Origin of the sequence: Streptomyces sp. NPDC051183 (assembly GCF_040682455.1) — a bacterium.
Classification (GTDB): domain Bacteria; phylum Actinomycetota; class Actinomycetes; order Streptomycetales; family Streptomycetaceae; genus Streptomyces.
The window spans coordinates 84043-99157 of the sequence record NZ_JBFBBA010000019.1; the positions used below are offsets into that span (position 1 = coordinate 84043).

The 15115-nt window shown below is 70.2% G+C and carries 18 protein-coding genes and 1 riboswitch; of the genes, 11 read left to right on the forward strand and 7 right to left on the reverse strand.

The window, feature by feature from the left end:
• Nucleotides 1–46: 46 nt before the first annotated feature.
• Complete coding sequence (gene bcp / locus AB0M99_RS18690) at nt 47–514, reverse strand: thioredoxin-dependent thiol peroxidase (protein ID WP_365921673.1); 468 nt, start codon at nt 512–514, stop codon at nt 47–49.
• A 101-nt stretch (nt 515–615) separates the two neighbouring features.
• Here bcp and AB0M99_RS18695 point away from each other — a divergent pair, with 101 nt between their 5' ends.
• The 3 genes from AB0M99_RS18695 to AB0M99_RS18705 all read left to right on the forward strand — a co-directional run bounded on the left by AB0M99_RS18695 (nt 616) and on the right by AB0M99_RS18705 (nt 1814).
• Nucleotides 616–933: a DUF3618 domain-containing protein gene (locus tag AB0M99_RS18695; RefSeq protein WP_365921675.1), complete on the forward strand. Its 318-nt coding sequence runs from the start codon at nt 616–618 to the stop codon at nt 931–933.
• 65 nt (nt 934–998) lie between these two features.
• Nucleotides 999–1301, forward strand: coding sequence for a co-chaperone GroES (locus AB0M99_RS18700; RefSeq protein WP_048475576.1), 303 nt, complete (start codon nt 999–1001; stop codon nt 1299–1301).
• An 83-nt stretch (nt 1302–1384) separates the two neighbouring features.
• A riboswitch (guanidine-III (ykkC-III) riboswitch) is annotated at nt 1385–1463 on the forward strand.
• A 30-nt stretch (nt 1464–1493) separates the two neighbouring features.
• Nucleotides 1494–1814: a multidrug efflux SMR transporter gene (locus AB0M99_RS18705; protein WP_365921782.1), complete on the forward strand. Its 321-nt coding sequence runs from the start codon at nt 1494–1496 to the stop codon at nt 1812–1814.
• A gap of 40 nt (nt 1815–1854) precedes the next feature.
• On the opposite strand, the gene AB0M99_RS18710 is transcribed toward AB0M99_RS18705, so the two are convergent.
• Nucleotides 1855–4362 carry a transglycosylase domain-containing protein gene (locus AB0M99_RS18710; protein ID WP_365921677.1) on the reverse strand — a complete coding sequence of 836 codons (2508 nt, stop codon included), beginning with the start codon at nt 4360–4362 and terminating at the stop codon, nt 1855–1857.
• A 255-nt stretch (nt 4363–4617) separates the two neighbouring features.
• Here AB0M99_RS18710 and AB0M99_RS18715 point away from each other — a divergent pair, with 255 nt between their 5' ends.
• The 5 genes from AB0M99_RS18715 (at nt 4618) to AB0M99_RS18735 (ending at nt 9549) form a co-directional block, all read left to right on the forward strand.
• On the forward strand, nt 4618–5364 hold the full coding sequence (locus AB0M99_RS18715; protein ID WP_365921784.1) for an ABC-2 family transporter protein: 747 nt from the start codon (nt 4618–4620) through the stop codon (nt 5362–5364).
• A 169-nt stretch (nt 5365–5533) separates the two neighbouring features.
• Nucleotides 5534–6304 carry an ABC transporter permease gene (locus AB0M99_RS18720; RefSeq protein ID WP_365921786.1) on the forward strand — a complete coding sequence of 257 codons (771 nt, stop codon included), beginning with the start codon at nt 5534–5536 and terminating at the stop codon, nt 6302–6304.
• A gap of 7 nt (nt 6305–6311) precedes the next feature.
• A complete protein-coding gene (locus AB0M99_RS18725; protein WP_365921679.1) occupies nt 6312–7280 on the forward strand; it encodes an ATP-binding cassette domain-containing protein in 969 nt (322 codons plus the stop codon).
• 75 nt (nt 7281–7355) lie between these two features.
• A complete protein-coding gene (locus AB0M99_RS18730) occupies nt 7356–8042 on the forward strand; it encodes a DUF1707 domain-containing protein (RefSeq protein WP_365921681.1) in 687 nt (228 codons plus the stop codon).
• A gap of 217 nt (nt 8043–8259) precedes the next feature.
• The gene (locus tag AB0M99_RS18735) at nt 8260–9549 is read left to right on the forward strand and encodes a DUF445 domain-containing protein (RefSeq protein ID WP_365921683.1); all 1290 of its coding nucleotides are present in this window, start codon (nt 8260–8262) and stop codon (nt 9547–9549) included.
• A gap of 22 nt (nt 9550–9571) precedes the next feature.
• Here the strand turns inward: AB0M99_RS18735 and AB0M99_RS18740 are convergent, their stop codons facing one another.
• Together AB0M99_RS18740 and AB0M99_RS18745 are read right to left on the reverse strand one after the other, a co-directional pair.
• Nucleotides 9572–9871, reverse strand: a complete 300-nt coding sequence (locus AB0M99_RS18740; protein ID WP_365921685.1) for a hypothetical protein — start codon at nt 9869–9871, stop codon at nt 9572–9574.
• 67 nt (nt 9872–9938) lie between these two features.
• On the reverse strand, nt 9939–10115 hold the full coding sequence (locus AB0M99_RS18745; RefSeq protein WP_365921687.1) for a hypothetical protein: 177 nt from the start codon (nt 10113–10115) through the stop codon (nt 9939–9941).
• Between the two features lie 189 nt (nt 10116–10304).
• Here AB0M99_RS18745 and AB0M99_RS18750 point away from each other — a divergent pair, with 189 nt between their 5' ends.
• A complete protein-coding gene (locus tag AB0M99_RS18750; RefSeq protein ID WP_365921689.1) occupies nt 10305–10841 on the forward strand; it encodes a GNAT family N-acetyltransferase in 537 nt (178 codons plus the stop codon).
• A 34-nt stretch (nt 10842–10875) separates the two neighbouring features.
• Here AB0M99_RS18750 and AB0M99_RS18755 read toward each other — a convergent pair whose 3' ends face one another.
• Nucleotides 10876–11316: a hypothetical protein gene (locus AB0M99_RS18755; protein WP_365921691.1), complete on the reverse strand. Its 441-nt coding sequence runs from the start codon at nt 11314–11316 to the stop codon at nt 10876–10878.
• Between the two features lie 87 nt (nt 11317–11403).
• On the opposite strand from AB0M99_RS18755, the gene AB0M99_RS18760 reads away from it, so the two are divergent.
• On the forward strand, nt 11404–12591 hold the full coding sequence (locus AB0M99_RS18760) for a hypothetical protein (protein WP_365921693.1): 1188 nt from the start codon (nt 11404–11406) through the stop codon (nt 12589–12591).
• A 7-nt stretch (nt 12592–12598) separates the two neighbouring features.
• Here the strand turns inward: AB0M99_RS18760 and AB0M99_RS18765 are convergent, their stop codons facing one another.
• Complete coding sequence (locus AB0M99_RS18765; protein ID WP_365921695.1) at nt 12599–13237, reverse strand: HNH endonuclease; 639 nt, start codon at nt 13235–13237, stop codon at nt 12599–12601.
• A 256-nt stretch (nt 13238–13493) separates the two neighbouring features.
• Here AB0M99_RS18765 and dcm point away from each other — a divergent pair, with 256 nt between their 5' ends.
• Complete coding sequence (gene dcm / locus AB0M99_RS18770; protein WP_365921697.1) at nt 13494–14579, forward strand: DNA (cytosine-5-)-methyltransferase; 1086 nt, start codon at nt 13494–13496, stop codon at nt 14577–14579.
• An 18-nt stretch (nt 14580–14597) separates the two neighbouring features.
• On the opposite strand, the gene AB0M99_RS18775 is transcribed toward dcm, so the two are convergent.
• Entirely contained in the window at nt 14598–15038 is a 441-nt protein-coding gene (locus AB0M99_RS18775) for a very short patch repair endonuclease (protein ID WP_365921699.1), read from the reverse strand.
• Between the last annotated feature and the right edge of the window lie 77 nt (nt 15039–15115).

The following is a 15115-nucleotide window of genomic DNA, read 5'->3' on the forward strand; positions in this document are numbered from 1 at the left end:
GCCCGCACCGGCTGGGTGCGGGCCGCTTCGTCGGGCGGGGGCGGGGTCAGATGCCCAGGTCCTTGATGATCTTGGCTACGTGGCCCGTGGCCTTGACGTTGTAGAGGGCGCGCTCGACCTTGCCCTCCTCGTCCACGATGATCGTGGAGCGGATGACGCCGGTGACCGTCTTGCCGTACAGCTTCTTCTCGCCGTACGCGCCGTAGGCGGTCAGGGTCTCCTTCTCCGGGTCGCTGACCAGCGTGACCTTCAGGTGCTCCTTCTCGCGGAACTTCGCGAGCTTCTCCGGCTTGTCCGGGGAGACGCCGATGACGTCGTAGCCGGCCGTGGCCAGGACGGCGAGGTTGTCCGTGAAGTCGCAGGCCTGCTTCGTGCAGCCGGGGGTCAGTGCGGTCGGGTAGAAGTACACGATCACCTTGCGGCCCTTGTGGTCGGCGAGCGAGATCTCGTTGCCGTCCGCGTCGGGCAGGGTGAAGGCCGGGGCGGTGTCGCCCGGCTGCAGTCGCTCGCTCATCTCAACAGTCTCCTCGGGAGGGCATCGTTATGCCACGAGACTAAGCTGACAGCCTGTTCACATACGAGCACGACCACGACCACGACGACGGAGGCAGCGCGGTGCCGGAAGCCAGGACCCCCGCACAGATCGAGGCGGACATCGTCCGCAGGCGCGAGCAGCTCGCCGAGACGCTCGATGAGATCGGCGTGCGCATGCACCCCAAGACGATCATCGGGGATGCCAAGGCCAGGGCCGTCGGCGTCGTGGACCACACCGCCGGGCGCGCCGTGGTGGCCGTGAACCGTCTGGTGACGGACGTGCGCGACGGTCTGCGGCACGAGGACGGGGCTCCGCGCGTCGAGCGGATCGTCCCGGTCGCGCTGGTCGCGGTGGGTGTGCTCGGGCTGCTCGTGCTGTCGGCGCGGCGCAAGCGCTGAGGTAGGTTCGGGGCGTGAGCGACGACACCACCAACACCACCACGCACGACAAGCTCCCCATTCGCATGCTGCACGACCGCGTGCTCGTGAAGTCCGACTCGCCCGAGGGCGAGCGGCGCTCGGGCGGCGGCATCCTGATCCCGGCGACGGCCGCGGTGGGCAAGCGGCTGGCCTGGGCCGAGGTGGTCGCGGTCGGGCAGAACGTGCGCAGTGTGGAGCCGGGCGACCGGGTGCTGTACGACCCCGAGGACCGGGCCGAGGTGGAGGTGCGCGGGGCGACGTACGTGCTGATGCGCGAGCGGGACCTGCACGCGGTGGCCGCCGAGCGGCTGGAGGGGTCGAAGGACTCCACCGGGCTGTATCTCTGAGTTCTTGGTCTGAGTCTTTGAGCTTCTGATTGTTGTGCGAGAAGGGCCGGTGACCATCGTCACCGGCCCTTCTCGTGCGCTTTGCCCGTTCTTTGCTAGGGTGGAGGGGAACCCCCGACGAGACGCGCCGTACCGGGTAGCTGGACGCAAAGACGACGCACCCCGTTCGCTCTCGTCCCGGAGGTGCCTGTCATGGCCTGGGTTCTTCTCATCGTCGCCGGTCTGATCGAAGTCGGCTGGTCGATCGGCATGAAATTCACCGAAGGCTTCACCCGGCTCTGGCCCAGTGTGTTCACGGGCGCCGGCATCGTCGCCAGCATGGTGCTGCTCTCGTACGCCGCCAAGACCCTGCCGATCGGTACGGCGTACGGCGTGTGGGTCGGTATCGGTGCGGCCGGTGCGGCGGTGCTCGGCATGGTGGTGCTGGGTGAGCCCGTCACCGCCGCCCGGATCTTCTTCATCTGTCTGCTGCTGGTCGCAGTGGTGGGGCTGAAGATGACCTCCGGTCACTGACCGGGGTCATGGGGGCGAGTCCGTTCGAGGTCATTCGAGGTCATTCGAGGTAGTCCGCCGGCGGGCGGGGGCGTAGGCCTTCGGTGGTGCCGCCCAGGTTTCCTGTGGTGGCGCCGCCGTCGGTCTGGCCTCCGGTCGTCTGACCGCCGGTGGTCTGGCCCCCGGTGGTCTGGCCCCCGGTGGTCTGGCCCCCGTTGGTCTGTCCGCCCTGGGTCTGGCCGCCTTGCGTCTGGCCGCCCTGGGTCTGGCCCCCGTTGGTCTGTCCGCCCTGCGTCTGCCCGCCCTGCGTCTGGCCGCCGTTGGTCTGCCCGCCCTGGTTCTGGCCGCCCGTCGGGGGGCTCGGCCGTACCGGCGGGCCCGAGAAGTCGTCGTCGGGGGTCTGCTGCGGAGTGTTCGGGGCCACCGGCGGGGGCCGGTCCGCGCCCGGCATGAGTTCGAGGTCGAAGTCGACCGGGTCGGTGGCCTCCAGGGCCGTCTTCGTGTACTGGGCCCAGATCCGGGCCGGGTAGCCGCCGCCCCCGATGCGGGCCTCGCCGAGGGCGTTGTACAGGGACTCCAGGGCGCCGGTGTCCGGGTCCTGGCCCATCATCGAGACGACCGTGACCAGGTCCGGGGTGTACGCCGCGAACCAGGCCGAGCGGTCGAGTTCTCCGGTGCCCGTCTTGCCCGCGGCGGGGTGCCCGGCGGCGAGGGCGGCCGTACCGGTGCCGTTGTCCACGACGCTGACCAGCATGGACGTGGTCGTGTCGGCGGCTTCGCGGCTGACGGCCTGCTTCGTGTCCCGGTCCGGGAGGGTGACGGTGTCGCCTTCCTTGGTGATCTTCTCCAGGAAGGTGTGCGGGGTGTGCTTGCCGTGCGCGGCGAGGGTCGCGTACGCCTGGGTCATGTCGAGGACGCTGGCCTGCATGGTGCCGAGCGCCATGGCGGGACCCGCGTCGAAGTTCGGGGTGCCCGCGGGGATGCCGAGGTCGATGGCGGTCTTCTTGACCTTCTCGGTGCCGACGTCGACGACCATCTGGGCGAAGACGGCGTTGACGGAGAGGTCGGTGGCGGTGTTGACGGTGATGTTCCCGTAGCTGACCTGCCCCTCGTTCTCCGGTGCGTAGGGAATCCGGGTGCCGACGACGCGGCGCTTGTTGTCGCCGTTGTAGATCGTGTACGGGGTGATCGTGCGGCCGTCCTGGGTGCGGGAGTTGTTCTGCACGGCGGCCGCGAAGACGAAGGGTTTGAAGGTGGAGGCCACCTGGTAGTCGTGGCGGGTGGCGTTGTTGACGAACTGCTTGGTGTAGTCGATGCCGCCGTACATGGCGACGACCTTGCCGGTGGCCGGGTCGATGGAGACCGCGCCGGTCCGCACGACGCGGTCCGCCTTGCGCTTCTCGGGGTCGAGTTTGCTGACCACCTTGTCGTTGACGGCGTCGACGATGGCGGTCTGGCGGCGCTTGTCGATGGTCGTGGTGATGCGGTAGCCGCCTTCGGCGAGGGTCTTGTCGTCGAGGATCTTGTTCTCGACGATGTAGTCCTTGATGGCTTCGACGAGGTAGCCGCGCTGCCCGGAGAGCCCTGCGGCGCCGCGGACCTTCCCGGGCTCGGGGAAGGTGGTGGCCGCCCGTTCGGCGGGGGTCATCCAGTTCTTCTTGACCATGCCGTCGAGTACGTAGTTCCAGCGGCCGAGGGCGCGGGCGCGGCTCTGGGGGTGGGAGACGACGTCGAAGGCGCTGGGGGAGTTGAGGAGGGTGGCGAGGTAAGCGCCTTCGGCGGTGGTGAGTTTGCCGACGTCCTTGCCGTAGTAGGCCTGGGCGGCGGCCTGGATGCCGTAGGCGTTGCGTCCGAAGTAGCTGGTGTTCAGGTAGCCCTCAAGGATGTAGTTCTTCGACTTCTCGCGACCGAGTTTGATCGCGATGAAGAACTCCTTGACCTTGCGTTTGATCGTCTGTTCCTGGCCCAGGTAGTAGTTCTTGACGTACTGCTGGGTGATGGTCGAGCCGGACTGGGTGCCCTTGCCGGTCGCGGTGTTCCAGGCCGCGCGGAGCATCGCCGCGGGGTCCACCGCCCGTTCGGAGTAGAAGTCCCGGTCCTCGGCGGCCAGTACGGACTCCTGGACGGTCCGCGGGATCTGTGAGAGCGGGACGTTGACGCGGTTGACCTCGCCGTCGCGGGCGAGCTGGGAGCCGTCGGAGTAGAGGTAGACGTTGGACTGCGCGGTGGCGGCGGCGTTGGCGGGCGGGATGTCGACCAGCAGGTAGCCGGCGACGAGGGCGCCGCCCAGCAGCAGGGCGAGCAGCAGCACTCCGCCCAGGACCATGCGCCAGGTGGGGAAGATGCGGCGCCAGCCGGACCGTTTCCGCCCGGCCTTCTTGTCTTTGGTCTTCGCCCCGGGCCCGGCTCCAGTCTCTGCTCCGGCTCCAGTCTCTGCCCCGGCTCCGGTCTCGGCCCCCGGTGTGGGCCGCTCCGCGTTTTCCGCCCGGTCCGCCCGCGCGGCCTGCGCTTCGTCGGGGGTGTCCGGGTCGCGAGGGGTCCAGCCGGGTGGTGGTGACTGGTCGCTCATCTCCGGTACTCCTCGGCGCCGTACGAAACATCCACATCTGTACCTCATGGTGTCTACCCGATGGCCGCTGATTCCGCTCCGGACGGGCATAAATCGATTCCGTGGCTCGCCCCTCCGCACTAAGCTCGCGCGCTTTGGCCGACGTAGGAACGACGTGGAAAACGGAGGGATACGGTGCACTGGAGAGCGGGTCGGAGCGTACGACTCCACCTGGCCGTCGCGGCCGGTGGATTCCGCCGGTACGCCACGTACGGGATGGCCACCGCGGCCGGGGTGTTCACGAACACGGTGTTCGGTTTCATCCTCGCCTACACGTTCATCGCACTGTGGGACGAGCGGCCCGGGCTCGGCGGCTACGACCAGGCGCAGGCCCTGACCTTCATCTGGGTCAGCCAGGCGATGCTCGCCGCCGCCGCGCTGATCGGCGGCGGCTTCCAGGAGGAGCTCCAGGAGCGGGTCCGCACGGGGGACATCGCCGTGGACCTCTACCGGCCGGTGGACCTCCAGATGTGGTGGCTCGCCGGGGACCTGGGCCGGGCGGCCTACCACCTGGTGGCCCGAGGGGCGGTCCCGATGGTGGTGGGGGCGCTCGCCTTCCGGCTGGCGCTGCCCGCCGATCCGCTGCGCTGGCTGCTGTTCCTGGTGGCCGTGGTGCTGGCGGTGGTGGTGAGCTTCGCGCTGCGCTACCTGCTGGGGCTCGCGGCGTTCTGGCTGATGGACGGTGCCGGGATCAACCTGATGGCCACCGTCGTCTCCATCTTCTTCTCCGGGATGCTGCTGCCGCTGACGGTGTTCCCGGGCGGCTTCGGGGAGTTCGTACGCCTCCTGCCCTGGGCGGCGATGCTCCAGGTGCCGCTGGACGTGCTGCTGGGCATGGGCGCGGGGGCCGGGGGCGCGCTGCGGGCGCTGGGGTTCCAGGCCGGGTGGGCGCTCGTACTGCTGGGCCTGGGGCGGCTGGTGCAGGCGGCGGCGACGCGGAAGGTGGTGGTCCAGGGTGGCTGACACGACGGCCGACGCGACGACGGACGCGACGGCGGACGCGGCGACGCGGCCGTTGGCGGATGCCGGCCGGGGGCGGTCCGGAGCCCTCCCGCTCGGCGCCCTCCCGCTCGGCGGGCCGAAGCGGAACCGGGCCGTGGAGGGGCTGCGCGGCTACGGGCTGATCGTGTCGATGTGGATCCGGTCGACGATGACGTACCGGACGTCCTTCTTCCTGTCGACCTTCGGGAACGCGGCGATCACGCTCCTCGACTTCGCCGCGATCTACATCATGTTCTCGCACGTGGACGTGCTCGGGGGCTTCACGCTGCCCGAGATCGCCCTCCTCTACGGGTCCTGCTCGGCCTCCCTGGGCCTGGCGGACCTGCTGCTCGGCAACACCGACCGGATCGGCGCCCGGATCCGCGACGGTTCGCTCGACACGATGCTGGTCCGCCCGGTCCCGGTGCTCGCGCAGGTCGCGGCGGACCGCTTCGCGCTGCGCCGGCTGGGCCGGATCGCGCAGGGCCTGGGAGTGCTGGGCTGGTCGCTCTGGGCGCTGTCCGGGGAGGTGGACTGGACGGTCGGCAAGCTGGTCCTGGTGCCGGCGATGATCATCGCCGGGGCGGGGATCTTCGGGGCGGTGATGGTGGCCGGTGCGGCGTTCCAGTTCGTCGCGGGCGATGCGGCGGAGGTCGTCAACTCCTTCACCTACGGCGGCTGCACGATGCTGGAGTACCCGCCGACCGTGTTCGCGAAGGACCTGCTGCGCGGGGTGACCTTCGTCGTGCCGCTGGCCTTCGTCAACTGGCTGCCCGCGCTGTACCTCCTGGGGCGCCCGGACCCGCTGGGGCTGCCCGGGTGGCTGGCGTACGCGAGCCCGCTGGTGGCGCTCGCCGTGTTCCTGCCCGCGTCGCTGGCGTGGCGCGCGGGAGTCCGTTCGTACCGAAGCACGGGGAGTTGAGCCGGCCGTGGCAGATGTGTTGATCGAGCTGGACGGGGTCGAGAAGGTCTTCGACGTACGGCGTCGGGTGGGCCTGGTGCGCAGGGAGAAACGGCAGGTCAGGGCCGTTGACGGGATCAGCTTCGAGGTCGCGCGGGGCGAGGTGGTCGGCTACATCGGGCCCAACGGCGCGGGGAAGTCGACCACGATCAAGATGCTGACCGGGATCCTGACGCCGAGCGGCGGCCGGCTGCGCGTCGCGGGCATCGACCCGGCGCGGGAGCGGATGCGGCTCGCGCACCGGATCGGAGTGGTCTTCGGGCAGCGCACGACGCTGTGGTGGGACCTGCCGCTGAAGGACTCGTACGGGCTGATGCGGCGGATGTACCGGGTGCCGCCGGCCCGGTTCAAGGAGAACCTGGAGCGCTGCGTGGAGCGGCTGGACCTGGCCGAGCTGCTGGACGTGCCGGTGCGGCAGCTGTCGCTCGGGCAGCGGATGCGCGGGGACATCGCGGCGGCGCTGCTGCACGACCCGGACGTGCTCTACCTGGACGAGCCGACGATCGGGCTCGACGTGGTGAGCAAGGCGAAGGTACGGGGCTTCCTGCGGCAATTGAACGAGGAACTCGGCACGACGGTGCTGCTCACCACGCACGACCTCCAGGACATCGAGCAGCTGTGCGAGCGGGTGATGGTGATCGACCACGGGCGGCTCATGTACGACGGCCCCCTGGGCGGGCTGCACGCCGCGGGCGGCGCGGGGGAGAGCGAGCGGACGCTGGTGGTGGACCTGGAGCGGGAGCTGGCGCCGATCAGCGTGGCGGGCGCGCGGGTGGTGAAGGTGGAGGGGCCGCGGCAGTGGCTGGCCTTCCCGGCGCAGGCTTCGGCGGCGCCGCTGGTGGCGGCGGTGGCTGCGCAGTACCCGCTGGTGGACCTGTCGGTGCGGGAGCCGGACATCGAGGACGTGATCGCGCGGATGTACGCGGGTAGGGGATGACATCAGGGACGAGCCGGGGTCGGCGTCGGGGCTAAGTCATACAACTCCCCAGGATCACTGCATAGGCTGGTGCTCATGAGTGACGAGCGGCCGGAGAAGCCGTTGCCGGAACTGAGGGCGTCGGATGCCGACCGGGACCGGGTGGTGGAGCGTCTGCGGGACGCCGTCGCCGAGGGCCGGCTCGACATGGAGGAATTCGAGGAGCGGCTGGACGCAGCGTACAAGTCGCGCACGTACGCGGAACTGGAACCGCTGACGCGGGACCTGCCGGCGCCTTCGGGGGCTGCGGGGGCGGCCGCGCCGTTCTCCCCGGCGGCGGGCTCCGCGGGGGCCGACTCCGCCTGGCCGGCCCGGATCGGGGGGTCGGGTACGTCCGCGACGGCCGTCGCCGTCATGTCGGGCTTCCAGCGCAAGGGCAACTGGACGGTGCCCGCACGCTTCAACGCGGTGGCGTTCTGGGGCGGCGGCGAGCTCGACCTGCGCGAGGCGAACTTCGCGGAGCGGGAGGTCGTGATCACCTGCGTCGCGATCATGGGCGGCATCCAGATCACGGTGCCGCCGGGCGTGGAGGTCGACGTACGGGGCGTGGGCGTCATGGGCGCCTTCGACCAGAGCGACGGTACGGGGCCCAGGCAGCCGGGGGCCCCGCGGGTGGTGGTGACGGGCTTCGCCTTCTGGGGCGGGGTGGAGGTCAAGGTCAAGGCCCCGAAGTCCCGCAAGGGGCTGGACGGCGGAGGACCGTCGCTGCGCAAGGAGCTGTGAGCGCGGCGCGGGCCGGCCGGCTGGGCCGAGGCGGGTCGCAGGCGGGCTGGGCCGCAGGCGGGCCGTAGGGGGCGCGACACGGCGTGCCGGGAACTCTGCGGGCCTCCCGGGAGTCGGATGCTATGCAGACAAAACCGGCGCCCCCGGGGGAAGGCAGGAGCACGTGGAGAACCGCAGCACGGCCGAATCGCCACCAGCGCCACCGGCATCACCGCCGGTGGCCCCGGCACCCGTACGCGGCGGGTTCGTGTTCAGCGCGGCCGACGAGGAGCGACAGCGCGGCGTCCGCCGGATGAAGACCACCGCGACCGGTCTGCTGGTCCTGGTGGCGCTGGTCTACGTCCTGGCCAAGGTCGCCCAGCACGCCTGGGGCGCCGGCGGCTGGACCGGCTACGTCGCGGCCGCCGCCGAGGCGGGCATGGTCGGCGCGCTCGCGGACTGGTTCGCCGTCACCGCGCTGTTCCGGCGCCCGCTCGGCCTGCCCATTCCGCACACCGCGATCATCCCGACCAAGAAGGACCAGCTCGGGGTCACCCTCGGCGACTTCGTCGGGGAGAACTTCCTCTCGGCGGACGTCGTCCGTACGCGGCTGCACGCGCTCGGCATCGGCGGCCGGCTCGGGGCCTGGCTGGCCGATCCCGCGCACGCCGACCGGGTCACGGCCGAGCTGGCCACCGCGCTGCGCGGGGCCCTGACCGTACTGCGCGACTCCGATGTGCAGGCCGTCGTGGGGGAGGCGATCACGCGGCGGGCCGAGACCGCCGAGATCGCGCCGGGGCTCGGCAAGACCCTGGAGAAGGTCGTCGCGGACGGCGGGCACCGGCGGGTCGTGGACCTGGTGTGCGCGCGGGCGCACGACTGGCTGGTCACGCATGCCGACTCGGTGGAGGCGGCGGTGCAGGGCGGAGCGCCCGGCTGGACCCCGCGGTTCGTGGACCGCAAGGTCGGCGAGCGGGTGTACAAGGAGCTGCTCCGCTTCCTCCAGGAGATGCGGGACATGCCGGAGCACCCGGCGCGCGGGGCGGTGGACCGTTTCCTCGCCGACTTCGCGGCCGATCTCCAGTCGGACACGGAGACGCGCGCCAAGGTGGAGCGGCTCAAGTCGGAGATCCTGGAGCGGGGCGAGGTGCAGGACGTGATCGCCTCCGCCTGGACCGCGATCAGGTCGATGATCATCTCGGCGGCGGAGGACGAGCGCAGCGAGCTGCGGCTGCGCGTGCGGTCCTCGCTGATGTCGCTGGGGGCGCGGCTGGCCACCGACGGCCGGCTCCAGGACAAGGTGGAGGGCTGGATCGAGGGCGCGGTGGTGTATGTGGTCACCACCTACCGGACCGAGATCACCTCGCTGATCACGGACACGGTGGCGGGCTGGGACGCCGAGCACACGTCGCGGAAGATCGAGGCCCACATCGGGCGGGACCTGCAGTTCATCCGGATCAACGGCACGGTGGTCGGCGCCCTGGCCGGCCTGCTGATCTACACGGTGTCGCGGGCGTTCGGGGCGTAGCGGGCGGCGGCCGCTTTGCCGGTCAGCCGCGGTCGGCGACGACCCAGGCGGCGGTGGCCACGACCGCGGTGGCCCCGAGTACCGCCGGCCAGGCGCCGACCTTCTTGGCCAGCGGGTGCGCGCCCGCGAACCCGGCGAGGTACAGCGCGCCGAGCCCGGCCGCGGCGGGGGCGCCGCCGCTGCGGTGCCACTCCCGGCCGGCGGCGATCCCGGCGGCGGCGAGCACGACACCGCCGAGGGGGCGCCTCTTGGACCACCGGGCGACGGCGTAGCCGCCGACCAGACCGGCGGCCGCCACTGCGGAACTGGGTACGCGAGCCATGCCAACTCCCTCGTTCGTCTTGTCTGATGAATCGATGAATCCATGAATCAGTGAATCGCCTACGAGGCTAACGCGACCGCTTGACCACCCGGCGGGCACCCAGTCCCGCCAGGACGATCACGGCCCCGCCGATCACGGTGTTCGGCACCGATTCCTGCACGGTGCGGGGCAGCAGGGCCACCAGGCCCAGCACGAGAAGAAACGCGAGCGCGCACCAGCCGATGGCCCGAAACAGTCTGTCCACGGGCTGCTCAACGCCCCCGTCGGGTTTCCCGACACGGAGGACGGGGAGGGGATTTGTCGCACACTCGCCGGATCCGTGCGATGTAGGACCCTGGAACGCGACTGGCATAAATTCACTCTCCCCACCCAAACGGGCAAACCACCCCCACCCCGCCCCTTCTCCCACATCGACATCAGGAGCCCGGACATCGTGATCTGCTACGGACAGGCCGTCCTCGACCTCGCGGACGAACTGGTCGACGCCTACGCCGACGTCTTCTCCGCCCCGCCGTGGAACGAGGACGAAGAAACCATTCGCCAGTTCGCGATCCGCCTCCAGGCCGACGCCCGGCGCCGTGGGTTCCGTACGGCCCTCGCCCAGTCCGCGGCGGGCATCGACGGCTTCGCCACGGGCTGGATCACCCCCGCGGCCTTCCCCAAGAACCGCGCGTACGCACAGGTCGCGGCGCAGCTCGGGCCGGACCGGGTGAAGCAGCTCCTGACGGGTGCGCTGGAGATAGACGAACTCGCCGTACGCCCCTACGCGCGCGGCCACGGCACCGGCCGGGCCCTGCTCACGGAGATCACCGCCGACGCCCCGGACCAGCGGGCCTGGCTCCTGACCTCCCGCCTGGCGGCGGACACGGTGGCCACGTACCGCCGCCTGGGCTGGCACGAGGTCCCGGCCCTGCCGGGCACGGAGACGGGCGTGGTCGTCTTCCTCTCGCCCCACCACCCGGACCGCTAGCGGGGACGGCGGGGCGGTTCGGCGCGGGCGCGCCCTACCAGGCCGGTCGCGGATCCTGCCGTTCGGTCGACAGGCCTGCGGGCACACCGGCATCCCCGTCCGTCCGCCAGAGGTATCCCGGGCTCGGCGTGAACTCGTCCGTCGGCGGCGCCGGAGCGTGGAACCGCTGGACATGCGGGAGGGGCACCTCGACCAGCGCGCCGTCGTACATCATCCAGACGCCGAAGCAGTCGTCCTCCTCGTCGTGGATGAGCACCTGTACCCGCCCGGGGTGGGGCCACGGAAGCGATTCCAGGTGCGCCAGCAGACCTGAGCGGGTCCACTGCCGGTAGAACTCGATGACCCAGCCGCCGACGAACAGGTCGAGCGGCTTGAACTCCCCCTTCCAGCTGCGCGACTCGTCGGGCCGGGTGAGGGGCTCCATGACCTCGTCCGCGTACGTTGCCAACACGATGACCTGCGCAATCCTGCTCATGCGGGGATACCACCGCATGCCACGGGTCAAGGGCAACCGCTTTCCAACCGGGGGCGTGCGGGGCCCGCGGCCGGGCATAACCCGCGCATGATCACGACACGCACACCGAGCGACACGAAGCCGCAGACGACGAGGCAAACGACGCCGCAGACTACGCAGGCGTCGACTACGCGGGCGTCGACTACGCGGGCGTCGACTACGCGGGCGTCGACTACGCGGGCGTCGACTACGCGGGCGTCGACCACGCATGCGTCGACCACGCATGCGTCGACCACGCATGCGTCGACCAGCGAGACGACGGTCCGCATCGGGCGCCGCCAGCTCAACCTGGCCACGCGCCACCAACTCACCACCGCAGCCGGCGTCCCCGGCGGCACGATCACCTCCCGTACCCGCCCCGGCGGCCCCTGGCAGCGCCTTCTGCCACGCGTCTACCTGCTCCAGACCGGCCCGCCCGACCACCGCCAACGCGCCCTCGCCGCCGTCCTGTACGCCGCCGAGCCCGCCACGGACCCCCTGTCCGGGGACACGGCCGCCCTCACCGGCGCCGCCGCCCTGGCCCTCCTCGGCATCCGCGACGCCCCGTACCGCCCCGCGGACGTCCTGATCCGCGCCCCGCGCCGGCTCGCCCGTACCGCGGAGGTCCACCCGCTGCCGACCTCCCTCTGGCCCCGCACGATCGCGGTGTCGGGCATCCCGAGCACCCGCCCGGTCCGCGCGGCCGCCGACTTCGCCGCCCGGGCGCGGGACCCCGACCGCATCCGCTCGACCCTGGCCCACGTGGTCCAGGCCGGCTGGTGCCACCCGCAGGACCTGTACGCCGAACTGCGCGCGGCCCGCCTCCTCGCCCGCCCCGCGGTCCGCGCGGCCGCGGCGGAACTGCTCGTCGGCGTCCGCTCGCTCGCCGAGGCCCGGGCCCGCGACACCCTGACGGCGACCGACCTGCCGACCCCGCTCTGGAACGCCCGCCTCCACGCCCCGGACGGCACCTTCCTGGCGAGCCCCGACGCCTACTGGCCCGACGAGGGCGTGGCCCTGGAGGTCGACTCCGCGGAGTACCACTACACGCGCGACGCCTGGCACGCCACGCTCCGCCGCCGCCTGCGCCTGGAGTCCCACGGCATCCTGGTGGTCAGCGCGACCCCGTCGATGATCCGCGACACCCCCGACCAAGTCCTCGCAGCCCTCCGCACCCTCCTCACCCTGGCCACCACCCGCCCCACCCCACCCACAGCCCTGGCCCGCGGCCACGTCCAATTGGCGCTTCCGTTATGACGGGGATTCATGCAGGCGGCAGAGTGGCTCTCAGCTCATCCGGGGTACGCCAAGAGACACCCTCGTGGTTGCGGTGACACATACGGTGACAATTAGCGCAGAGCAGCGCAAGGTCGCTTAGCCTCGTATCGCGGGGGCCCGCGATGTGCAGCGGGAGCACGTGGTGCACCTCGATGTAGTCCTCACCCAGCGGCCCGTAGGTGCGGGAGAAGTCGAAGGCGCAGACCGAACACGCGAAGGGCAGTCCTTGCTTGCGTATCTGCGCGAGCTTCCTTCGCCGTAGAGCGGGGCTCCGTTCTCTGGACAGAGCCCATCGCTTCAGGAGCCGGCCCTCTTGGGCGACTGCCTCATCCTCGTCCCACTCTCCATACTGCTCGGGGATCAGGGCGAGCTGGCCCGAGGCGATACCGTCTTCGATCGCCTGCGCCGCGCTGAGCATCTCGGCCTCCTGGCGGCAGAACGCCTCGATGATCTTCTTGTCCAGTTTGCTGCAGTTGGTCGGCGTGCCTGCATACCCGGGCCGGTTTGATGCCAGGTCGGTGGTCTTGCGGGACACGCTGCCGACGGACCGGTACTGCGGCATCGTCTGAGCCATGGCCGCGCATTGCGGCAGGGGCAGCGAGCGGAGGAGGTTCGAGAGTTCCATCACAGCTCCGTCTCCCTCTCTCAATTCTCGCCATCCGTTTCTGACCACGAGCGAGCAGGCGAGCAGCAGTTCATCCCAGGACCACGAGGGGCTTCGCATGCCACATATCGTATGTGTGTTCGTTGTGATGGGTGGTGAGTTCCTGGCGGGCACCATCGTGTCGCACACTTGGGAGTCGTGTTGTCAGTGGGGTCTGTCACCCTCTGTGATGGTGGGTTGCAAGGTGTAGCCGCCGCTAAGTCTGGATGGAGGGTGCATGACCAGTACTGAGTCGGAGCGCAGCTTTACCTCGGTTGAGATCTGTGCCGGGGCGGGGGGGCAGGCGCTGGGGCTTCATGGTGCGGGCTTCCGGCATCACGCACTGGTGGAGATCGACGCGAATGCCATCGCTACGCTCCAGCACAATGCGAAGGGCAAGGGCTGGGAAGGTGTCCGCATCCTCCAGCGGGACCTGACCACGTTCGACGTGACCGAGCTGGGACTGGCCGAGGGGGAGCTCGATCTGCTGGCCGGCGGCGTTCCGTGCCCCCCGTTCTCTGCGGCGGGCAAGCAGCTCGGGGAGAACGACGAACGCGATCTGTTCCCGACGATGCTCGACATGGTCCGGGACCTCCGCCCGAAGGCCGTGATGATCGAGAACGTCCGCGGCCTGCTGGAGCCTCCTCATAAGTTCCGGGAGTACCGGGAGAACACCATCGAGCGCCGGTTGAAAGAGGAAGGCTATGAGGTCTGCATGTGGCAGGTCCTGGAAGCCTGGCACTTCGGTGTCCCGCAGCTGCGGCCTCGGGCGATCCTGGTCGCCCTGCGGCCTGAGTACGCGCCCTACTTCGTTCCCTTCGGGAATGTGAGTGAAGAGGACGAGCGGAAGATCCAGAAAGTGACCGTCGGTGACGCCCTGCACGACACTATGCGGGACAGGTTCGACGGCTCAGGTGATGCGCGTGCTGACGACAAGTTCAAGGAATGGCTCGACAGCGCAAGAACCGACATCGCACCCACGCTGGTCGGTGGTTCGAAGAAACACGGCGGCGCGGACCTCGGCCCAACGCGCGCGAAGAGGGCCTGGTCGAAGCTGGGCGTGTGCGGCCTCGGAGTAGCGAATGACATGGACCAGATGAAGGATAAGGAGCGGGACCTGTTCGCAGATGGCGGCCCCAAGCTGACCGTTGAGCAGGCTGCGATCATCCAGGGATTCCCCGCCAGCTGGAAGTTCATGGGGAAGAAGACAGCTGCTTACCGGCAGGTGGGCAACGCCTTCCCGCCCCCGGTTGCCGAGGCCGTAGGCAAGAGGATCCGGGACGCGCTGGAGAAGAAGACGCCGACGGTGCCGCCCAGCGCCTAGAGCTGAGGGGAGCCCGGCTCAGCCCCTGAGCCGGGTGACCGTTGTGGCGATCGTGAGTGCGCAGGTTTCTGGCGGTTCGTGCTCCCAGAAACGCAGGACGGTCCAGCCGGCCTCGCGCAGATGGGCATCGGTGTCGCGGTCGCGGGCCATGTTCCGGGTGACCTTCTCCGACCAGTAGCCCTTGTTGGTCTTCGGCGGGACGTAGTGCTCTGGACAGCCGTGCCAGTAGCAGCCGTCGATGAAGACCGCTACTTTCGTCGGGCGGAAGACCATGTCGGCGGTCCGCCGGAAGTCCGGCAGTGGCCGTGCAGAAACCCGGTACCGGAGTCCTTGCGCATGCACGAGCCTGCGTACCAGCTGCTCAGGCTTGGTGTCGCGGCTCCGGATCGCCTGCATGTTCCGACGCCGGGCCGCCGACGAAGCCCAGGATCCTGCCGGGGGGTCCCAGTCATCGGTCATCGTGCTGCCCTGCTCCTCAGGGGAATCCCATCATGTCGTCCCATGTGCCTGTGGCGTGCACACTAGCCGTCCACGCC